Annotated in this window: 15 protein-coding genes; 8 read left to right on the forward strand and 7 right to left on the reverse strand. The window is 56.8% G+C overall.

Annotation, left to right across the window (positions count from 1 at the left end; genetic code table 11):
- Window positions 1-73 precede the first annotated feature (73 nt).
- Together H7R76_RS04015 and H7R76_RS04020 are read left to right on the forward strand one after the other, a co-directional pair.
- Window positions 74-1,492 (forward strand): glycoside-pentoside-hexuronide (GPH):cation symporter, encoded by a 1,419-nt coding sequence (locus H7R76_RS04015; protein ID WP_182930018.1) that lies wholly within the window; start codon window positions 74-76, stop codon window positions 1,490-1,492.
- A gap of 10 nt (window positions 1,493-1,502) precedes the next feature.
- A complete protein-coding gene (locus tag H7R76_RS04020) occupies window positions 1,503-3,035 on the forward strand; it encodes a glycoside hydrolase family 43 protein (RefSeq protein WP_182967019.1) in 1,533 nt (510 codons plus the stop codon).
- Here H7R76_RS04020 and H7R76_RS04025 read toward each other — a convergent pair.
- Window positions 3,008-3,451, reverse strand: a complete 444-nt coding sequence (locus tag H7R76_RS04025; RefSeq protein WP_182930020.1) for a cytoplasmic protein — start codon at window positions 3,449-3,451, stop codon at window positions 3,008-3,010. The two genes, H7R76_RS04020 and H7R76_RS04025, sit on opposite strands and share 28 nt — an antisense overlap.
- A gap of 2 nt (window positions 3,452-3,453) precedes the next feature.
- Window positions 3,454-3,849, reverse strand: coding sequence for a hypothetical protein (locus tag H7R76_RS04030; protein WP_106929707.1), 396 nt, complete (start codon window positions 3,847-3,849; stop codon window positions 3,454-3,456).
- 103 nt (window positions 3,850-3,952) lie between these two features.
- Here H7R76_RS04030 and H7R76_RS04035 point away from each other — a divergent pair, with 103 nt between their 5' ends.
- Both H7R76_RS04035 and H7R76_RS04040 read left to right on the forward strand, forming a co-directional pair.
- The gene (locus H7R76_RS04035) at window positions 3,953-4,462 is read left to right on the forward strand and encodes an ESA_00282 family adhesion-associated protein (protein ID WP_182928514.1); all 510 of its coding nucleotides are present in this window, start codon (window positions 3,953-3,955) and stop codon (window positions 4,460-4,462) included.
- Between the two features lie 70 nt (window positions 4,463-4,532).
- On the forward strand, window positions 4,533-5,030 hold the full coding sequence (locus H7R76_RS04040) for a TIGR00645 family protein (RefSeq protein ID WP_106929711.1): 498 nt from the start codon (window positions 4,533-4,535) through the stop codon (window positions 5,028-5,030).
- A 217-nt stretch (window positions 5,031-5,247) separates the two neighbouring features.
- Here the strand turns inward: H7R76_RS04040 and H7R76_RS04045 are convergent, their stop codons facing one another.
- Window positions 5,248-6,288 (reverse strand): aldo/keto reductase, encoded by a 1,041-nt coding sequence (locus tag H7R76_RS04045; protein ID WP_182930021.1) that lies wholly within the window; start codon window positions 6,286-6,288, stop codon window positions 5,248-5,250.
- Window positions 6,289-6,486: 198 nt separating this feature from the next.
- On the opposite strand from H7R76_RS04045, the gene H7R76_RS04050 reads away from it, so the two are divergent.
- Entirely contained in the window at window positions 6,487-6,777 is a 291-nt protein-coding gene (locus tag H7R76_RS04050; protein WP_106929715.1) for a DUF2623 family protein, read from the forward strand.
- Window positions 6,778-6,807: 30 nt separating this feature from the next.
- Here the strand turns inward: H7R76_RS04050 and yghU are convergent, their stop codons facing one another.
- Window positions 6,808-7,674, reverse strand: coding sequence for a glutathione-dependent disulfide-bond oxidoreductase (gene yghU / locus H7R76_RS04055; RefSeq protein ID WP_106929717.1), 867 nt, complete (start codon window positions 7,672-7,674; stop codon window positions 6,808-6,810).
- A 252-nt stretch (window positions 7,675-7,926) separates the two neighbouring features.
- Between yghU and gss the strand changes: the two genes are divergently transcribed.
- From gss to H7R76_RS04070, 3 genes are all read left to right on the forward strand, one after another.
- On the forward strand, window positions 7,927-9,792 hold the full coding sequence (gene gss / locus H7R76_RS04060; protein ID WP_106929719.1) for a bifunctional glutathionylspermidine amidase/synthase: 1,866 nt from the start codon (window positions 7,927-7,929) through the stop codon (window positions 9,790-9,792).
- Window positions 9,793-9,926: 134 nt separating this feature from the next.
- The gene (locus H7R76_RS04065) at window positions 9,927-11,108 is read left to right on the forward strand and encodes an aminotransferase-like domain-containing protein (RefSeq protein ID WP_182967021.1); all 1,182 of its coding nucleotides are present in this window, start codon (window positions 9,927-9,929) and stop codon (window positions 11,106-11,108) included.
- 464 nt (window positions 11,109-11,572) lie between these two features.
- A complete protein-coding gene (locus H7R76_RS04070) occupies window positions 11,573-13,870 on the forward strand; it encodes an FdhF/YdeP family oxidoreductase (protein WP_182967023.1) in 2,298 nt (765 codons plus the stop codon).
- Here H7R76_RS04070 and H7R76_RS04075 read toward each other — a convergent pair.
- From H7R76_RS04075 to H7R76_RS04085, 3 genes are read right to left on the reverse strand one after another with little or no spacing between them, the layout of a single operon-like run.
- Window positions 13,867-14,157: a DUF202 domain-containing protein gene (locus H7R76_RS04075; protein WP_106929725.1), complete on the reverse strand. Its 291-nt coding sequence runs from the start codon at window positions 14,155-14,157 to the stop codon at window positions 13,867-13,869. The genes H7R76_RS04070 and H7R76_RS04075 overlap by 4 nt on opposite strands.
- Entirely contained in the window at window positions 14,154-14,489 is a 336-nt protein-coding gene (locus tag H7R76_RS04080) for a YidH family protein (protein WP_106929727.1), read from the reverse strand. Before H7R76_RS04080 ends, H7R76_RS04075 begins: the two co-directional genes overlap by 4 nt.
- Window positions 14,486-15,346 (reverse strand): MurR/RpiR family transcriptional regulator, encoded by an 861-nt coding sequence (locus tag H7R76_RS04085; protein WP_182967025.1) that lies wholly within the window; start codon window positions 15,344-15,346, stop codon window positions 14,486-14,488. Before H7R76_RS04085 ends, H7R76_RS04080 begins: the two co-directional genes overlap by 4 nt.
- Between the last annotated feature and the right edge of the window lie 36 nt (window positions 15,347-15,382).

The following is a 15,382-nucleotide window of genomic DNA, read 5'->3' on the forward strand; positions in this document are numbered from 1 at the left end:
ATGAAAAATGACAATAGGATTGCCATTTTCATCCTCCTACATTGAAGCCTCTTCAATTCAGGAGGAATTACGCATGGTAAACGAGAGGAAATTGTCTTTCACCGAAAAGCTGGGATACGGCATGGGCGATGCTGCTTGCGGCATCGTCTATTCATCGGTCACGATGTTTTTAACCTGGTTTTACACCGATATTTACGGCCTCTCCGCGGCGGCGGTGGGGGTGATGTTCCTGGTAACGCGCGTGCTGGACGCGATTACCGACCCGCTCACCGGCATCGTTGCCGACCGGGTGAAAACCCGCTGGGGCCACTTCCGCCCTTGGCTTATCTGGTTCGCTATTCCCTACGCCGTGCTGGCGGTGATGACCTTCACCACCCCCGCCTTTGGCGCATCGGGTAAGCTGGTTTACGCCTACCTGACTTACACCTTACTCATGCTGTGTTACACCTTTATCAATATTCCGTACTGCGCGTTAGGCGGTGTTATCACCCGCGATGAAAAAGATCGCCTGTCGGCGCAGTCCTACCGCTTTACCATTTCGTCGATCGCCGGGCTGATGGTTTCAGTCGCCACGCTGTTCCTGGTGGACTATCTGGGCAAAGAAGACAAACAGTTCGGCTTTCAGGCCACCATGGGCATTATGGGGGCGATCGCCATTGTGATGCTGGCGTTCTGTTTCTTTTCCACCAACGAGCGCGTGGCGCCTGCGGTGGAACAGCAGGGGAGTATTCGTGAAGATCTGCGCTCGCTGTTGGCGAACGATCAGTGGCGGATCGTGGCAATCATTACCTTCTTTTCCAGTATGGCTGGGGTGATGCGCAGCGCGGCGACGCTGTATTACGCCACCTACCTGATGATGGGCGGCGTTGAGTCTGCCGCCGGTACGGCGATGAAATCGGCGTTTGTGTCAACCAGCGTGGTCGGCACCATTGTCGGCAGCCTCGCGGCGGGCTGGCTGGCGAAGCGCTATCGTGCGGTGTCGCTGTTTAAAAACATCAACCTGCTGCTGGTGGCGGTGGGCGTCGTGATGTTCTTTGTGCCGCCGACCTGGCTGCCGGTGGTGTTCCCGCTGTATTTCCTGGTGGGCTTCTTCCATCAAATGTATCAACCGTTTAAGTGGAACATGATGGCCAACGCCGCCGACTACGGCGAGTGGAAGTTTGGTCGTCGCATCACCGGCCTTTCGTACTCGGGCAACCTGTTTGCGCTCAAAATGGGCATGGCGGTCGCGGGCGCGGTGGTCGGCTTTTCGCTGGGGCTGTTTGGCTATCAGGCTGGCGTGGCTGAACAAACGCCGATGGCGACCATGGGCATTGTTGGCCTGCTAACGCTGGGGCCATCGCTTTCCTATCTGGTGCTGTGGTGGCTGTCGCGCTTCTATACGCTGGACGACCGCGCAATGGCGACCATCCAGCGCGATCTTTCCGCGCGCCAACAGGCGGCGACCGTCGCTGAGCCTGAAACCGTCAGCGGCGTTTTGCATAAAGCCTGAGGAAGATGAAATGATACCGAATGACTACCAGAACCCCATTCTCTGCGCTGATTATTCAGACCCGGACATTGTACGGGTTGGCGATGACTTCTTTATGGTCTCATCCAGCTTTAACCATATGCCTGCGCTGCCGATACTGCACTCGACTGACCTGATCAACTGGCAGATTATCAACCACGTTTTCCAGGCGTTACCGCTGGCCGGATATGATGAATACCAGCCGGGAAAAGGGGTATGGGCCCCTTCTCTTCGCTGGCATGACCATAAGCTGTGGGTCTTTTTCAGCACGCCGGATGAAGGCATTTTTATGTGTCACACCGATGACCCGTGGGGCCAGTGGAGCGCGCCGCACTGCGTGCAGCCCGCCAAAGGCTGGATTGACCCCTGTCCGTTCTGGGACGACAACGGCGACGCCTGGCTGGTGCATGCTTTCGCCCATAGCCGCAGCGGAATCAAGCATCAGCTTCAACTTTTTGCCATGGCGCCAGACGGCACAACGCTGCGCGGCGAAGGGCAAATTATCTACGACGGTTGCTGCGACCAGCCGACGCTGGAAGGGCCAAAGGTCTACAAGCGCGGCGAGTGGTACTATATTTTCGCTCCGGCGGGCAGCGTGGAAACCGGCTGGCAGACGGTGCTGCGCGCTCGCAGTATGACCGGTCCCTGGGTGGTGAAGAATGTGCTGTTCCAGGGCAATACGTCGGTTAACGGTCCGCACCAGGGCGGTTGGGTTGAACTCGACGACGGCGAGTGCTGGTTTGTTCATTTCCAGGACGCGCATCTTTATGGCCGTGTTGTGCATTTACAGCCGATGCGCTGGGCGGCTGACGGTTGGCCGCGTCTGGGAGAACCGCTGGGGGACGATGGAGAAGGGCAGCCGGTACTACGCTGGCCGCGCCCGGCCAGCCTGTCGCCGTCGCCGACGATAAGGCCGCAAACCAGCGATAACTTTACCGCTGGTTTACCCGGGTTACAGTGGCAGTGGCAGGCGAACCCAAACTCGCATTGGCTGCTGCCGGGGACGAATACGCTGAATCTCCGCTGCGTCTCGCTGCCGCAGCCGGAAACGAAACGCAGCATCTACTGGCAGCCCAATTTGCTGCTGCAAAAGTTCCCGGCCTGGCGGTTCAGCGCTGAAACCTCGCTGAAGCTGTGCGATGGTGCCAGCGGTGATGCCGGTGGATTGATCGTTTACGGTGAGCGCTATGCCGCGCTGCTGCTGGAAAAACGCGGTGCAGCGTATCAGTTGCTATGGGTGACGGGCTGGATGAGCGATGCGGGCGTTGTCCGTGAGCATCGTCAGACGGTGGCCCAGCTTGAGGTTGCGGCCTGCGCGCTAAAAGTCGACGTATCTTACGGCGGCATTTGTCGCTTTGCCTGGCGTGAGGAAAGCTCCCCGTGGCAGACGCTGTCTCAGCCTTTCGCCGCCGGTAAGGGCAAATGGGTGGGGGCAAAAGTGGGGCTGCTGGCGGTGTCGCTGGAGGAACACGAGCGTCGGGGTCACTGCGCGTTCGATCACTTCGCCATGGAGATAATCGGCTGATCCGGGCGTTTTTCGCCCTCTTTTTCGGTCTTCAGGATCACGTTTGAAGTGCGGTAATCACCATCTGCAAGGCCGCGGCTGATCTCAAGGGTCGCGGCCTCGCGGTTCAGCACGTGCTGATAGCAGGATTCGGTATGTGCCAGAATTTTGTCGCGCAGGTGCGGGTAGCGGGCCATCACTTCACACAGCGCGGCGCCCAGAATCTCTTCTTTTACCTGGTAGGCGTATATTTCGTGGCGATGCTGCCACTTCATCTTGACCAGCGCCGCGGGGATAGGCTCAGAGAGGCCGGAAATACGCCGTCCTTCGGAGTTTTTTTCCTCGCGTAACGTCTGGAGATTACGCTGAAGGATAGTCTCATCACTGATCTGTGGGCTTAACGGTATATTAGCCGCACTAACATCGACAAGTTTCATGTTCACTTATCCGTCAGATTATAAAATAAGGGAACGGTTCTTTCCTGGGTCATTAAATTAAGCCAGATTTTATTACCGTCTTCATTTATCTCCTGGGTTTTTATCTCCATAATTTGGCTTAGCTCCAGCGCGGAGATCTCCCCCTGAACCACCAGGTTATTTAGCATAAGTGCAAAAGCTTCAATTTTTGCAATACGATATAACCTGTCTTTTATATGACGATCGCGCTCTTCCAGCAGCGGGTTACGTGACTGGCCGCCGCCAATCAAGACGTCGTCCTGCCAGAACGCGAGCGAGACTTTCTCAGGCTCGCCCCCCTGGCTGGCCTGTGCATCCTTGTTTTCTGCGTCCAATGCCGGTATGCAGAAACGGGCTGGGATAAGGGTTTCAGCAATCATATAGGCGTCGTTTGTCGAATGGCTGGGGCGTGTTTTTTATTATAGTGAGGTTCGTTGACATTAACATGGTGCACTTTTAAAATCAAAAAAAGTGGAGAAAGCCATGAGCGGTATTATTTATTTTGTGATGCTGTTGCTGTTACTTACCGTCGTTATTTTAATTTTTATGTATGGCCAAAATAACGAAACATCTGAAACCAATAATGAAACCGTTCCCTCCCCGGCGGCGGCACCGCTGGACAAAGACGAAGGCGAAAACCATTTTGCCGCGCTGATGAGTCGGATCACGCCTGCCTGGTACTGGCGTATTAATCATGAATATATCGATTTTGTCCAGTCGACGATTAAGCGTATGTCCACCGAACGGTTGAAAGAGACCCCTGGCCTGTTTGAAGCGCAGGAACGCTGTCGCAATCTCAACGGCGCAGTTTATGAATATTACGATGAGATTAAGCGCCGCTGCCTGAAAGGCGAGCGGGTCACCGACGTTGACCCGGTGGTGCTTGGCCTGCAGCAGTGCTACGAGGAGTTTGCCGAGGAGGCCTATCCCGAGCTGGTGGCGCTGGTGTGGCCGGACTTACAGCGACCGTTTGTCCGCACACATGATGTGTGATCTGAAGTGTTGATGTGATGTTGCCTGATTGAGATATACTAGGGCGAATCTGACTCAAAAACAGGACATTATGGAACGCTTTCTGGAAAATGCGATGTACGCATCGCGCTGGCTTCTGGCCCCGGTTTATTTCGGTCTTTCTCTGGCGCTGCTGGCCCTGACCCTGAAGTTCTTTCAGGAGATTCTGCATGTACTGCCGAACATTTTCAGCATGGCGGAAGCCGATCTGATCCTGACGCTGCTGTCGCTGGTGGATATGACGCTGGTGGGTGGCCTGCTGGTGATGGTGATGTTTTCTGGCTATGAAAACTTTGTCTCGCAGCTGGATATCAGCGAGCACAAAGAGAAGCTGAGCTGGCTGGGCAAAATGGATGCCACTTCGCTGAAGAATAAAGTGGCGGCGTCGATTGTTGCTATCTCGTCTATTCACCTGCTGCGGGTGTTTATGGACGCTAAAAACGTACCGGATAACAAACTGATGTGGTACGTGATTATTCACCTGACCTTTGTTCTGTCGGCCTTTGTGATGGGCTATCTCGATAGCCTGACCCGCGGGAAAAAGTCGTGATGTAGGCCGGATAAGGCGTTCACGCCGCCATCCGGCAATGTGCGCCGAAATGCCTGATGGCGCTACGCTTATCAGGCCTACAGATACTCCCGGTGCGGCTGTGGCGATATGCACGACATGTAGGCCGGATAAGGCGTTCACGCCGCCATCCGGCAGCGTGCGCCGAAATGCCTGATGGCGCTATGCTTATCAGGCCTACAGATACTCCCGGGCGCGCTTACTTATCCGACGACGCCTGCCACAAATTCAACTGCCCATCGGCGACATGCTTGTCAATCTGCGCCAGTTCCTCTGCTGAGAAGCTCAGGTTCGCCAGCGCCTTCACGTTCTCTTCGATTTGTTCCGGCCGGCTGGCACCAATCAGCACGGATGTCACGCGGCTGTCCTTCAGCAGCCAACTTAGAGCCATCTGCGCCATCGACTGCCCGCGCCGTTGCGCCATTTCGTTGAGCAGGCGCAGGCTGCTGAGGTTGCTTTCGCTCAGCATATTTTCCGTCAGGCCGCGCGCCTTTTTGCCTTCCGTTTGCATGCGCGAACCGTCCGGAATGCCGTTAAGGTATTTGCCGGTCAATAGCCCCTGCGCTAGCGGGGTAAACGCGATGCAGCCGACGCCGTTGTCCGCTAGCGTATCCAGCAGACCGCTCTTATCGACCCAGCGGTTGAGCAGGTTATAAGAAGGTTGGTGAATCAACAGGGGGATTTTCCACTCGCGCAGCAGCGCGACCATCGCCTGCGTACGCTCAGATGAGTAAGAGGATATGCCGACGTACAGCGCCTTACCGCTCTGTACCGCCTGAGCCAGCGCGCTGGCGGTCTCTTCCATCGGCGTTTTCTCATCAACGCGATGAGAATAGAAAATATCGACGTAGTCCAGCCCCATCCGCTGGAGGCTCTGGTCGAGGCTTGCCAGCAGATACTTGCGCGAGCCGCCGGAACCATAAGGCCCCGGCCACATATCGTATCCGGCTTTGGTGGAGACGATCAGCTCGTCGCGGTAGCTGGCGAAGTCCTCCTTCAGCAGGCGGCCAAAGTTCTCTTCGGCGCTGCCCGGCGGCGGGCCATAGTTATTCGCCAGATCGAAATGGGTGATCCCGCAGTCAAAGGCTTTACGCAGCAGCGCGCGCTGGCCTTCTAACGCGTGGATGTGGCCAAAACTGTGCCATAGGCCAAGGGACAGTGCAGGGAGCTGTAAACCGCTGCGGCCGCAGTAGCGATACTGCATGTCTTCATAACGGGCTGGGTTTGCTTGCCAGGCCATAGTTTCTCCTTCTTTTTTTGAAACGCTGTTTCCAGAATACTGGCTTTACGCCAGGCCGCCCGTCGTCGCGATCACACTGCCGCGAATTGGCGCACGAAAAGGCGCGGCTTTCCCCTTTGGGGGTAGCGCCGAAATAGCGCTAGGCATCGCTTAAAAAATCGCTATATAATTTTATATATAACGATTGAGGAGACGTCGATGGATAACCATTTTGGCAAAGGGTTGATCGCGGGTCTGAAGGCGCCTTATGCCGACAGCGCGCAAAAAGTGATTGGTTTTTGCACCGATTATAAACGCGGGTTTGTGCTGGGATTTTCGCACCGGATGTTTGAGAAGACGGGGGACCGCCAGCTGAGCGCCTGGGAAGCGGGAATTCTGACGCGGCGCTATGGCCTCGACAAAGAGATGGTCATGGATTTTTTCAGAGAGCACGATTCCAGTACTACCGTGCGTTATTTTATGGCGGGATACCGTCTGGAAGGGCAATAAAACCGGGCGCAGAGCGCCCGATTAACGCCGCTACTGCTGACGCTTATCTTCCGTGTTGGTGTCAAAATCGCTAGCGTCATGCCGCTCGTGCAGCTGTTCATTCAACGGGCCGCTGGTGCGGTTCACCATGCGGCCGCGCTGCACGCCCGGGCGGCTGGCGATATCTTTCGCCCAGCGCATTACGTTCTTGTAGCTTTCGGCATCGAGGAACTCCGCCGCGCCGTACACGTTGCCCAGCACCACGTTACCGTACCATGGCCAGATGGCGATGTCGGCGATCGTGTACTCTTCGCCCGCCACGTAGCGACCGCGTGCCAGCTGTTTATCCAGCACGTCGAGCTGGCGTTTGGCTTCCATCGTGAAGCGGTTGATTGCGTACTCAATTTTCACCGGCGCATAGTTGTAGAAGTGGCCAAAGCCGCCGCCGAGGAACGGCGCAGAGCCCTGAAGCCAGAACAGCCAGTTAAGGGTTTCAGTACGCCCTGCCGGATCTTTTGGCAGGAAGTGGCCAAACTTTTCCGCCAGATACAACAGAATATTGCCGGACTCAAACACGCGGGTTGGCGGGGTGGTCGAGTGGTCGCGCAGCGCCGGGATTTTCGAGTTCGGGTTCACCTCGACAAAACCGCTGGAGAACTGGTCGCCCTCACCAATACGGATTAACCACGCATCGTACTCAGCCTCCGTAACGCCCAGTGCCAGCAGTTCCTCAAGCATAATAGTGACTTTCTGACCGTTCGGCGTGCCGAGGGAGTATAGCTGTAACGGATGATGGCCAACCGGCAGCGTCTGTTCATGCGTTGCGCCGGAGACGGGGCGGTTAATATTGGCGAATGCGCCGCCGCTGTTTTGCGTCCACTCCCAGACTTTGGGTGGCTGATAGGTGTTCTCTGACATAATCGCTCGCCTTATATTGATGATGTGTTTGGACAATCAAGTTTAGCAGCCTCAGGCAAAAATCCGCGCTAACCTGCCGCGCATCCCGCGTACTGAAACCGCCAGGTATTGTGGATGCCCATTTTTCAGATGAATATTTTTCCTCCGTAGCGGCCATCCTCGCCTGCACGGGTGTATGATTAATCCACTTTTGTTGGATTAATTTCAACGTGCGGGGCGATAAAAATCGCGACGCGCGTTTGAGGAAGGTTCATGAGCACGGGAAGTACCAATAGTGACGCCCCATTTGGCACGTTGTTGGGGTATGCGCCGGGTGGCGTAGCGATTTACTCTTCGAATTACAGCAGCTTAAAACCGGGCGACATGCCTGACGACGCCTCGTTTCGTAGCTACATTGATAACGAATACATGGGCCACAAATGGCAGTGCGTTGAGTTTGCCCGCCGCTTCCTGTTTATCACCTACGGTTTTGTCTTCACCGACGTCAGCATGGCCTATGAAATCTTCTCCCTGCGCTATCTGCGCCAGGTGGTGAACGACGCCATCCTGCCGCTACAGGCTTTTGCCAACGGCTCCCGTCGCCCGCCGCTCGTCGGCTCGCTGCTTATCTGGCAGAAAGGCGGCGAGTTTAACGAAACCGGCCACGTGGCGGTGATTACCCAGTTGCTGGGAAATAAGGTGCGTATCGCCGAACAGAACGTGCTGCATTCGCCGCTGCCGGCAGGGCAGCAGTGGACGCGCGAGCTGACGCTGGAAGTAAAAGACGGGCACTACACGCTGCATGATACCTTCGACGACACGACGATTCTGGGCTGGATGATCCAGACCGACGATGCGCGTTACAGCCTGCCCCAGCCGGCCATTGCCGGTGAAGCGCTGAAGCTGGGCGGCGCACGCCTCGACAACCACGGTCAGTTCGACGGTGAATGGTTGAACGAAAAAGACTCGCTCCAGCAGGCCTATATCGCGGCAAACGGCCACGTGATTAACCGCGATCCGTACCAGTACTTCACCATGACCGAGAGCGCGGAGCAGGAGCTCATCAAGGCGACTAATGAGATGCATCTGATGTATCTCCACGCCACCGATAAAGTCATGCGCGACGATAACCTGCTGGCGCTGTTTGATATTCCGAAAATTCTTTGGCCGCGTCTGCGCCTTTCGTGGCAGCGCCGCCGCCACGACATGATTACCGGGCGCATGGACTTCTGCATGGATGAGCGCGGGTTGAAGGTGTACGAGTACAACGCCGACTCCGCCTCTTGTCATACCGAAGGCGGGCTGATCCTCGAACAGTGGCTGAAAACCGGCTATCGCGGCAACGGTCATAACCCAGCGGAAGATCTGCTGGGTGAGCTGGTCGGCGCGTGGAAGCACAGCCTGGCACGACCGTTCGTGCACATCATGCAGGACAAGGATCTGGAAGAGAACTACCACGCGCAGTTTATGCAGCGTGCGCTGGAGCAGGCGGGCTTTGAGAGCAAAATTCTTCACGGTCTTGATGAACTGCACTGGGATGCTGCCGGCCAACTGATTGACGGCGACGGACGGCTGGTGAACTGCGTGTGGAAAACCTGGGCATGGGAAACGGCCATTGAGCAGGTGCGCGAGGTCAGCGAAGACGAGTACGCGGCGGTGCCGATTCGTACCGGCAGCCCTGATGGCGAAGTCCGCCTGATCGACGTGCTGCTACGCCCGGAAGTGATGGTCTTTGAACCGCTATGGACGGTGATCCCCGGCAACAAAGCGATCCTCCCGGTGCTGTGGTCACTGTTCCCGAACCACCCATACCTGCTGGATACCGACTTTGAAGTCAGCGAGCATCTGGCGAAAACGGGCTACGCCATTAAGCCGATTTCCGGGCGCTGCGGCAGCAATATCGATCTGGTCAGCGGCCACGACCAGCTGCTGGATCAGACCAGCGGGAAATTCGTCGATCGGAAAAATATTTACCAGCAACTTTGGTGCTTGCCAAACGTGGCCGGAAAATATATTCAGGTATGTACCTTTACCGTCGGCGGTAACTACGGCGGCACCTGCCTGCGCGGCGATGATTCTCTGGTGATAAAAAAAGAGAGTGATATCGAACCGCTGGTGGTCATTAAAGATAACGAATAAAGGCAAGCAGGCCGGATAAGGCGGAGCCGCCATCCGGCAATCTGTGTTGGGTTGCCTGATGGCGCTTCGCTTATCAGGCCGACGTAAAGAAAGCCTGCAATCAACACAACAACAAGACAGAAAAGGAACATAGTATGCACGACAGGCGACTCGCCGCCCGCGCGCGGGAGCTTAAACCCTCCGCCGTCCGCGAACTCCTCAAACACAGTAAACTGCCCGGCGTTATTTCGCTCGGCGGCGGCATTCCGGCACCGGAGCTTTTTGATACCGAAGGGCTGGAGCTGGCGGTGCAGAAGGTGATGCGCGAACGCTTCAACGATGCGTTCCAGTATGGGCTGACCGAAGGCTATCCGCCGCTGCGTCAGGCCGTCAGCGAACTGTGTCAGGCGCGCGGCGTGGCCTGTCAGGCAAGCCATGTTTACATCACTTCCGGTTCGCAGCAGTCGCTCGATATCGTGGCGCGCACCCTGCTCGATCCGGGCGACACGATTGTTGTTGAACGCCCGACCTATCTGGCGGCGCTACAGGTGTTCCAGCTGGCGCAGGCCAATATTCTGAGCGTTGATACCGACGACAACGGAATGCTGGTAGAACAGCTCGCCGAACGGCTGGCGGCCACGCGGGTTAAAGCCGTGTACCTGGTGCCCACTTTCGGCAACCCGGGCGGCAAAACCCTGAGTGACGATCGCCGCCGCCGTCTGGTTGAGCTGGCGAAGCAGTATGACTTTGTCATTATTGAAGACGATCCGTACGGTGAAATCAGCTTTACGGACGAAGTGCAACGCCCGTTGTACCAGCACGCGCTGGAATTGGGCTGTGAAGATAGCGTGGTTTACACCTCAACCTTCTCGAAAATTCTTGCGCCAGGAATGCGTATCGGCTGGATCGTGATGCCGGACTGGCTGGCACAGCAAACGGTGATCGTGAAGCAGGCGGCGGATCTGCATACCAACATGCTGTCACAGGTGATTACCGCGGAGTATCTCACCATGAATCGCCTGGAAAGCCAGATCGCGCTGATTCGTGAAGATTACCGTAAGAAGTGCGATGCGCTGGCCGACGCGCTGGAAAGTCGTCTGGGCGAGCATCTGGAATTCAGTCGTCCGAAAGGCGGGATGTTCCTGTGGGCGCGTTTTCGCTATCCGTTTGATACCATGAAATGGCTGGAAAAAACGCTGGAAAATGGCGTGGTGTATGTGCCGGGTGAAGCGTTCTATAACGACAATCCGGATACCCGCACGCTGCGTTTATCCTACTCAACGGTGTCGCAAGACGGGCTGATGACCGCCGTAGAACGTCTGGCTAAGTCACTGTAGTATTTGATATTCCGCGCCAATGGCTGGCGCGGAACCCCCTCCCCGAATTTATTCCGGTTCGGCAATTCTGTCGTCAAGCCAGATCAGCATCAGCGATGCCAGAAAGGCGACGGCGGCGGTGCCAATAAATAACAACATAAGAAATTCCTCAGCTTATTTTTATTATTATTCTGCTGCTTACCAACGCGTTCGATTTTGTCATCGTCGACATCACAGGGCCCAGTGAAAAAAGAGACAAGAAAATAAGAGGTTGTTCGTATCAGATCAACCCCTTTTTTCATGTGGAGTCCGTGCGTGTTTTACGTCATGACCAGGCAAAAACGCGCGCGCTATGCCACCCGTTGGGGGCAGCGCACTAACCCGTTGAGCGTACGCCCACCGTACCCCGTGAAGAGGAAATCATTAGGCAAGGGAACTTGCTACCGTATTCGCTATTGAAAGGGCGTACAAAATAAGCGGTAAAAATGAACAACGGCGTTCCGGGTGTAAGCGGTTATCAAGGGCCGGCAGGGGGATGGGGGGCGGTGAAAGCGGTCGCCGCTTCGGTATTTTCACAAAAGGCCGTTGCGCGCGATATTATCGCCATGTTCCGCATGAACCAGGTGAAGGGCTTTGATTGCCCCGGCTGCGCCTGGCCTGACCCGGGCCATCGTTCGCCGATGGAGCTGTGCGAGAACGGCGTAAAAGCCGTTTCCTGGGAAACGACCAGCAAGAAAGCCTCGGCGGAATTTTTTCGCCAGCATACCGTCGCTGAACTGTGGCAATACAGTGACTATGAGCTGGAAAACAGCGGCCGGTTAACCCATCCGATGAAGTACGATCGTGAAAGCGATACCTGGCAGCCGGTTGACTGGCAGGTGGCCTTCGCGGAAATCGGCGCGCGCCTGCGCAGCTATGCCTCTGCGCAGCAGGTCGAGTTTTATACCTCCGGTCGTACCTCCAACGAAGCGGCGTTTCTGTACCAGCTTTTTGCCCGGGAATACGGCAGCAGCAACTTCCCTGACTGCTCCAACATGTGCCATGGGCCGACCAGCGTCGGGCTGACGCAGGCGATTGGCCTGGGCAAAGGCACCGTTGAGCTGGCGGATTTTGAACATTGCGAGCTGGTCATTTGTATTGGTCATAACCCGGGGACTAACCACCCGCGTATGCTGAGCACCTTACGGGAAGTTGCGCAGCGCGGCGCACGCATCATCGCGATCAACCCGCTGGCAGAGCGTGGCCTGGAACGCTTTAGTTTCCCGCAAAGCCCGACCGACATGTTCAAAGGCCATTTCACGGCGCTCAGCCATGACTATTATCAGGTCAAAATGGGCGGCGATGCCTCGCTGCTAAAAGGGGTGATGAAAGCGCTGATTGAAATGGATGAAGCCCGTATTTTGCTTGGCCAGGAACCGTGCCTCGACCGCGCGTTTCTGGTTGAGCATACCCACGGCTATCAGGCGCTGTATGATGATCTGCACCGCTGCCAGTGGGCGGATCTGGAGCAGGATTCCGGCCTGACCCGCAGCCAGATGGAGGATCTTGCCTACCGCTATGATAAATCTAACGCCACCATCATTTGCTATGGCTTAGGGATCACGCAGCATAAGAACGGCACCGAAAACGTTCAGCAGCTGATCAATCTGCTGCTGCTGAAGGGAAATATTGGCAAACCCGGCGCGGGAATTTGCCCGCTGCGCGGCCACTCAAACGTGCAGGGCGATCGTTCGGTAGGCATCAACGAAGCCGCCTCAGAGGATTTCCTTCAGCGTCTGGAAGCACGCTTTGGTATTCAGGTATCGCGTGAGCACGGGCGCGCCAGCGTAGAGAGCATTCGCGCGATTGAACGCGGCGAGGCGAAGGCGCTGATCTGCTTGGGCGGTAACCTGGCGGTGGCGATGCCGCAGCCGCAGCGTACTTTTGAGGCGATGAAAAAGCTGGATCTCCAGGTTCATGTGGCGACCAAGCTGAACCGCTCGCATCTGCTGATGGCACAGCACAACTATCTGCTACCGGCGCTGGGCCGCACCGAGCGCGATATACAGGCAGGCGGCATTCAGTCTGTCACCGTGGAGGACGCCATGTCGATGGTGCACGCCTCTTGCGGTGCGCTCAAACCGGCCTCGCGCTGGTTGAAGTCGGAACCGGCCATTGTCGCCGGGCTGGCGCGGGCCACGCTGCCGGACTCGCCGGTCAACTGGGAAGCGCTGGTGGGCAACTACGACCTGATTCGCGAAGCGATTGCCGACGTGATTCCGGCGTTCGCCGATTACAATGCCCGCATTGTCGCGCCGGGTGGTTTCCGTATGGATACGCCGGCATCGCGCCGCGAATGGCATACGTCGACGGGCAAGGCCAATTTTGTGGTCAGCCAGCGGCGCGCCGTCGAGCGCGAGCAGCAGCCCGCCGAAGCCTTAGTGCTGGCAACGCTGCGCAGCCACGATCAGTACAACACCACCATTTATGGTATGAACGATCGCTATCGGGGTATTAGCGGCCGCCGCGATGTGGCGTTTTTAAGCCAGCAGGAAGCCGACGCGCGCGGGCTGGCGGAAGGCGACGTGATTAACATCCAGGCGCTGGATGAGAGCGGAACGCCGAGCGTCGATCGCGCGATGTACGGTCTGACCGTGGTGATTTACAGTATGGCAGCGGGATCGCTCGGCGCCTATCTGCCGGAAGCCAATGTATTGCTCTCGCTGGACGCGGTAGACAGCCAAAGCCTGACGCCAGCGTATAAAAGCGTACCGGTGGTGATTGCTAAAGCGTCGGCTCGCTAGCGGTGCAACAGGAACCAGATACCGGCGAGTACCACGCTCAGGGACAGCCATAAATGTCGGCCAATCACTCGCGCGTTGACGCAGATTTCCGGTTGGGCCAGCTCCTTTTTGCGGGCGCTGACGGCACCCAGAATCAGCCGTAGCCCTATCAGGACCAGCGCCAGTTGAAAGGCAGAAAACGCGCCGAGCTTGACCAGCATCATCACCATCGCCGCCAGTACCAACGAGCTGCGCCCCCAGGAAAGCTGGGTGCGCTCTTTTTGTAACCCTGGGTCGCGCGAGATCATAGCGCCAGGCCAATCACCAGCGCGCCCAGCAGCATCAGTACGCCAGTCAATAGCGATAGGCTGCGGCTATAGCAAAAAGCCTGTTCCAGCCGCATTGCTTTTTCGTTTTGATACCAGCGCAAAAACGCCCAGCCACCGGCGAAAATGGCGACCAGCGCGAGCAGAATAACCAGCCACTGGCCGTGACGCATGACCCCCAGATGATGCTCGCGCAGCAAGATATCGACGCCGATTGCGGTGGCGAGAAACGCCAGCGCTGTCCGTATCCATGCGAGGAACGTGCGCTCATTGGCGAGCGAAAATCGGTAGTCGGGATCTTTGCCCATTTTCATGACGTGCCGCCTTTTTGCTGGCGTCGATCGATGGTGCGCAGCGCGGTGGACATGCTGTCCGGCGAGACCAGGCTGTTGATGCGGAAGAACAGAATATCGAAGGCGATCATCTGTAAGATTTGCGGCGTGACCATACCGAGCTTCTCGTGCGCCTCGCTATAGCAATAGGGGATCACATATTCAGCAAGCTGGCTAACTTTGTTTTTACCGTAGCGGGTAATCGCCATCGTGTGCGCCCCGCGCTCGCGGGCCAGGCTTAGCGCCTCAACCACTTCCGCCGTTTCGCCGCGCGCGGATACCGCCAGCAGGACGTCGCCGGGCTGTAGCAGAGAAGCCTGCACAATCTGCGTATGGTAATCGTAGTTGAACTGGACGTTCAGACCGCAGCGGATCAGCTTGTGGTTGATATCCAGTGCGATCAGCGCCGAGGTGCCAATACCGACCAGCACGATCTTACGGCTGTCGATCAGTCTCCGGGCGCAGGTGTCGATAATGGGCGCGTCGAGAAGATCCAGCGACCGTTCGATCTTACTGGCGAACAGTACTCTGGCCTTCTCAATCATCAGATCGGTGGGATCGTCCGCCTCAATACCCTCATAGATTTCCTGCCGGCCAGCGGTTTGCTGGGGGCGGCTGGCGGCGGCAAGCCGCAGCTTCAGCTCGGGGAAACCGCTACAGCCCAGCGCCTTGGCATAGCGAATAACCGACGAGTCGCTGATGCCCAATTCTTGCCCCATACGGGTAGCGCTGAGATCGGAAATATCAAAATTTCGTGCAATCAGGAATGTCGAGATACGACGATCGCCGCTGGTTTTGGCATTTGCCAGGGCCTGAATTTTGCTGATGATCGATTCCATTACGTACCTTATCTCTCGTCGTGGGAAAGGGCGCGG

Origin of the sequence: Klebsiella sp. WP8-S18-ESBL-06, from assembly GCF_014169755.1 — a bacterium.
In the GTDB taxonomy this organism is placed as follows: Bacteria; Pseudomonadota; Gammaproteobacteria; order Enterobacterales; family Enterobacteriaceae; genus Kluyvera; species Kluyvera ascorbata_B.